The 5,504-nt window shown below is 60.8% G+C and carries 3 protein-coding genes and 1 tRNA gene; 2 read left to right on the top strand and 2 right to left on the bottom strand.

Features of this window, described 5'->3' with window-relative positions:
- The first annotated feature begins 235 nt into the window (after positions 1 to 235).
- Entirely contained in the window at positions 236 to 976 is a 741-nt protein-coding gene (locus PC39_RS16565) for a DUF3800 domain-containing protein (RefSeq protein ID WP_353254526.1), read from the top strand.
- Between the two features lie 458 nt (positions 977 to 1,434).
- Entirely contained in the window at positions 1,435 to 4,620 is a 3,186-nt protein-coding gene (locus PC39_RS16560) for a type I restriction endonuclease subunit R (protein WP_353254525.1), read from the top strand.
- A gap of 39 nt (positions 4,621 to 4,659) precedes the next feature.
- On the opposite strand, the gene PC39_RS16555 is transcribed toward PC39_RS16560, so the two are convergent.
- Together PC39_RS16555 and PC39_RS16550 are read right to left on the bottom strand one after the other, a co-directional pair.
- Positions 4,660 to 5,067, bottom strand: coding sequence for a DUF2924 domain-containing protein (locus PC39_RS16555; protein WP_353254524.1), 408 nt, complete (start codon positions 5,065 to 5,067; stop codon positions 4,660 to 4,662).
- Positions 5,068 to 5,299: 232 nt separating this feature from the next.
- Positions 5,300 to 5,375, bottom strand: a tRNA-Phe gene (locus PC39_RS16550).
- Between the last annotated feature and the right edge of the window lie 129 nt (positions 5,376 to 5,504).

The raw sequence follows: 5,504 nt of genomic DNA, 5'->3' as shown, positions 1-5,504 counted from the left end.
GCCGGCTGCCCATTAACGTGAACAATGTGGTGCGTTTACACAGCTAGAGAACAACGTAGTGGATCTAATTTCTTATCTACGCGAACACCGAACCGCTCTCATCTCCGCCGCCGTTACCGGCAAGATCGACGTCCGCGACTGGCAACCACCGCAATCGGCCAACGAAACCGAGGAACGCGGCGATCAACTGTTGCAGGCTGCCGAAGAGCGCGCCCACTACAGCGCTTGAGACCGGATGGCCGCTTTCAGCGATTACATCGTCTATGTCGATGAGAGCGGGGACCACGGCCTGCGCACAATCAATCCCGACTATCCCGTATTCGTGTTGGCCTTCTGCATCTTCGAGAAGCGGGCCTATCTTGAACAGGTCGTCCCGGCGGTGCAGGAATTGAAGTTCAAGCACTTCGGCCATGACATGGTCATCCTGCACGAGGCCGAAATCCGCAAGTCCCGCCACCCGTTTGAATTTCTATTGAACCCGAATCTGCGAGGTCCCTTCCTCTCGGATCTGGGCATACTCGTTGAACGTGCCCCGTTCACGGTTGTATCGAGTTGTATCCGGAAACAGCAATTCGCCGAGCGACGCGGCTCCGATGGCAACCCGTATCACGTCGCCATGCAGTTCGGCCTGGAACGCGTGTTCATGGAATTGCAAAGCCGCGGTCAACGAGGGTGGAAGACGCACGTCGTGTTCGAACGGCGCGGGCACAAGGAGGATGACGCGCTCGAGTTGGAGTTCCGGCGTATCCTGGACGAGACGCATCTGGAAGGGATGAACGACTCGCTCGCTTTGGTTCTGGCAAGCAAGGCGGTCAATTCCAGCGGCCTGCAACTGGCGGATATGGTGGCACGACCGATCGGCCGCCATATTTTGCATCCCGAACAACCGAATCGGGCCTACGATACGATCGCGAGAAAACTGCGTCGCGCCCCGGATGGGCGAGTGGATGGTTGGGGACTGAAGTGCTATCCCTAAGGGACGCTGAAAAGCAAAAGGCCCCGACGCATTCGCCGGGGCCTTTTGCCGATCGGGCATTCCCAATCCGCTGTGTAGATAATGTGGCTAGCAGGACGGCAAGTCAAGCATGGAGGCACATGCAATCGATCACTCATGCGTGTCTTTTCCGGTCGCGCGGCTGAGACTGGACGATAGAGATGCCGGAGACATTTTTGACAGTTTGCCTGTCCGAGGAAGACGCGGCATTCCTGAAGTCTTATGCGGCGCGGCACTCCCTCGGTGTCTCCCAGGTCATAAATCGGTATGTACGACGACTGCGCGAGGCGCAGAAGGAAACGCCTCGGGAAACTCTGGCAACCGTGACCGGCCTGGTGCCGGAGGACATCGACGCGGAGTCAGTCGCCCTCGAGGGACAAGTGCAGAAACACTCAGGCAAGCCAATCCCCTGATTGGACTGGCACAGGACGAGTAGCGACATGGCGGATGCCCGCGAGATCCAATTCCAGAACGACATCCTCGCGCACCTGACCGCGCACGGCTGGCTGCGCGGCGAGTCCAGCGCCTACGATCGTGAACGAGCGTTGTACTCCGAGGATGCTCTCGGCTTCTTCCGGGAAGCCTATCCCGAGCAGTGGGCGAAATTCGCCAAGCACTACCCACAGGACACCGAGACCAAGTTCCTCGATAACCTCGCCCGTCAGCTACAGCAACGCGGCACCCTCGACGTGCTACGCCACGGCTACAAGGATCGCGGTGCTCGCATACGACTTTGCGGGTTTCGACCCGAGCACGGCATGAACCCGGATACGCTGGCCCGCTACGAGGCCAACCGCCTGCGTGCGGTGCCGGAGCTGTCCTATTCGCCCCATGCTCGATCCAGTGAGGACAAATACAACCCGCGCCTCGACCTAGTCCTGTTCGTCAACGGCCTGCCCACGGCAACGCTGGAGCTGAAAAGCGAGTTCAAGCAATCGGCGGCCAACGCCATTCGTCAGTACCGCCATGACCGGCCACCGAAGGACCCGACAACCAAGCGCGAGGAGCCGCTGCTGACTTTCAAGCGCGGCGCGTTGGTGCACTTTGCGGTCAGCCAGTTCGAAGTGGCGATGACCACCCGACTCCTGGGCCGGGACACGACCTTCCTGCCCTTCAACCAGGGCACCGAGGACGGTGGTGCGGGCAACCCGCCCAATCCCGAAGGCTACGATACCGCCTATCTCTGGAAACGCGTCTTTCAGCCGGATGCCTGGCTCAACATCCTGGGCCGCTTCCTGCACCTGGAGCGCGAGACCAAGGAGGACTTCCACGGCAAGCGATACACGGTCGAAAAGCTCATCTTTCCGCGCTTTCATCAGTGGGATGTGGTCAATAAACTCCTCGCCGCCACCCGTGAGGCCGGCCCCGGCGAGCGTTACCTGGTCCAGCACAGCGCCGGCTCCGGCAAATCCAATTCCATCGCCTGGACCGCCCACCAGCTCGCCTCGCTCTACGACGACAACGACCGGCAGGTCTTTCATTCGGTGATCGTGGTCACCGACCGCACGGTGCTGGATGACCAGCTCCAGGAGACCATCTACCAGTTCGAGCACGCCGATGGCGTGGTGCGGCCGATCTCGCGCGACGAGGGCCAGGACAGCAAATCCGTGCAGCTCGCCGAAGCGCTGGCCGCCGAGACGCCCATCATCGTGGTCACGCTGCAGACCTTTCCGTCCCTGTTCGGCCTGTTGGACGAGCGGCCGGATCTGGCCGGCAAGCGTTACGCCGTTATCGCCGACGAGGCCCATTCCTCCCAGACCGGCACCAGCGCCAACAAGCTGCGCGCCCTCCTGGCCGGTCTGCCGTCCGGCGAGGAGACGGAAGAGCTGACCTCCGAGGACGTGCTGGACGCGGCCGTCGCCGCCCGCAAGCCCTCAACGAACATCAGCTACTACGCCTTCACCGCCACACCCAAGGCCAAGACCCTGGAGTTGTTCGGGCGGCTACCCGATCCCGGGCGCGAGCCCGGCGACGACAACAAGCCCGAAGCCTTTCACGTCTACAGCATGCGCCAGGCCATCGAGGAGGGATTCATCCTCGACGTGCTGCAGAACTACATCAGCTACAACACCGCCTACCGCCTGGCCCATCCGCGCGGCGAGGAAGAAGTCGACGCGCGCCGCACCGCCACCCGGATCGCCCGTTGGATCAAGATGCATCCGGTCAACATTGGCCAGAAGGTGGCGGCCATCGTCGAGCACTTCCGCGACAATGTCGCCCACCTGCTGGACGGCCATGCCAAGGCCATGGTGGTCACCAGCTCGCGCAAGGAAGCCGTGCGTTACAAACTCGCCCTGGATGCCTATGCCCGCGAGCACGGCTACGACGACGTTCACGCCCTCGTGGCCTTTTCCGGCACGGTCGGTCCCGACGAGCATATTCCCGAGGAAGTCTCCGAAACCAGCCGACTACTCAACCCGGACCTGCGCGGCCGCGACATGCGCGAGGCCTTCGACACGGACGAGTACAACGTCATGCTCGTGGCCAACAAGTTCCAGACCGGGTTCGACCAGCCCAAGCTCTGCGCCATGTACGTGGACAAGAAACTGCAGAGCGTGGACTGCGTGCAGACGCTATCCCGGCTCAACCGCACCTTCCCCGGCAAGGAGAGCGGCACGACGTTCGTGCTGGACTTCGTCAACGATCCCGAGGACGTGCGCCAAGCCTTCGAGCCCTACTATGCCACCGCGGAGCTTGAATCCGTTTCCGATCCGAATCAGGTCTACGAGCTACAACGCAAGCTCGACGAAGAGCGCATCTACCGCTGGGAAGAGGTCGAGGCCTTCGCAAAGGCTTTCTTCGATCCCCGAGGACGCCAGAGCGAGCTGACCAGATTCTGCCGGCCCGCGCGCGATCGCTTCCGGGACCGCTACAAGACCATCCGGGACGGCATCCTGACGTGGCGGGAAGAACTTAAACGAGCGCGCGAGGCCGGTAACGACCACGGTGCGCAGCGCGCCGAGCACGAACTCAAGGAGCTGGGCGAGCAGAAGGACGCGCTGGACCTGTTCCGCAAGAACCTGGCGACCTTCGTGCGCTTCTACGAATTCATCTCCCAGATCGTGGACTTCGAGGATCACGAACTCGAGCGACTGGATGTCTTCGCCAAGCACCTGCATCCGCTGCTGCGCGATGAACGCGTGGATGAGGACGATATCGACCTGTCCGAACTGCAGCTGACGCATTACCGGCTGACCAAGCAGGGTGAGCATCGGCTCGGCCTTGGCGACGAACGTGGCGACTACCGGTTAAAACCGCCCGGCGAAATCGGCACCGCGCAGCCACGCGACGCGAAGAAAGAGCGTCTAGAGGATTTGATCAACCGGCTCAACGAGCTGTTCGGCGCCGACGTTTCCGACGATCACCAGCTCCGTTTCGCGCGAAACATCGCCGATTCGATCCGCGGCAACGAGGCGGTTATGGCCCAGATCGAAAACAACCCGGTTGACGAAGTCATGCGCGGCGACTACCCCAAGGCCGTGGTGGACGCCGTGCTCGACCAAATAGACGCCGACGGCAGCCTTTCGGAACGCGTACTCGAAAACGAGCGCATCAAGGAAGGCTTTGCGCGACTGGTACTCGATTTACTCGCAGAAAGAGTACCTCGAGCCGCTGCCGATCGATAGTCGGCTTGGTATCGCGCATGCTGTCCGCGAGTACGCGACTCATGTGCGATATGTCTCCATCAATCGCCAGGTTGTCTCGGATGGCCTCTTGCACTCCCAGAATCTCCAGCCATTGGTATTGATGCCCGTCACTGAAACCGCAGCCGCTGAGGGCGAGGTGTAACGCTTGCCCTCAAGCTCCAAAGCTCCATTCTTGACGGTGCCAAGGTATTCACGGCCCTTGTAGACCTTTCGAAACTGCGTCCCGTGAGGGAAATAGACGTTCTTCACGACCCAGGGTATTCCTTCCTCGTCTCCTACCCCATCAGATTTTGATGCTCTCATTGGCCCAGCTTCCTCATCCAGACCAAGAAGACGCCGTATAACCTGGTTCTCCGTCACCTCCTCGCTTTCACGCAGCATGGTCAATTCCTTGAACACCTCGAAATCAATGTCGATCTTCATCATCACGAACTCCACCGGCACGCAGAGTATAAATAGTAATTTTAGAAGATTAATGAGTCAAGAGCATCAAGTGGAGTCTCCCGGGCGTGAACCGATAGCAGTCGCGGCCAACTAGACCAGCCAGCCAGTGAGGGAACAGACAGGCCTCGGGCTCAGGCCCTATTCAGACCCGTCGGCCCTCTTTCGGAGGCGCGAATACGCCCGTGTATCGGGGTCGGTTTGGCGGGTTATGAAATGGTGGCCGGGGACAGAATCGAACTGCCGACACTGCGATTTTCAGTCGCATGCTCTACCAACTGAGCTACCCGGCCGTGACCGCTGAGGGGTCGGTGGGAGGCGCGTATTAAACCCGTCGGGTGGTGGTGGCGTCAAGGGACGGGATGATTGCTCGCCCCCTCACCCTGGCCCTCGTATGTTGCCAACGCCACGGCAATCAGGAG

The organism is Salinisphaera sp. PC39 (assembly GCF_040361335.1).
Taxonomy (GTDB): domain Bacteria; phylum Pseudomonadota; class Gammaproteobacteria; order Nevskiales; family Salinisphaeraceae; genus APNM01.
Note: the sequence above shows the minus strand (reverse complement) of the source record. Positions and strands in the feature narration are given on the sequence as shown.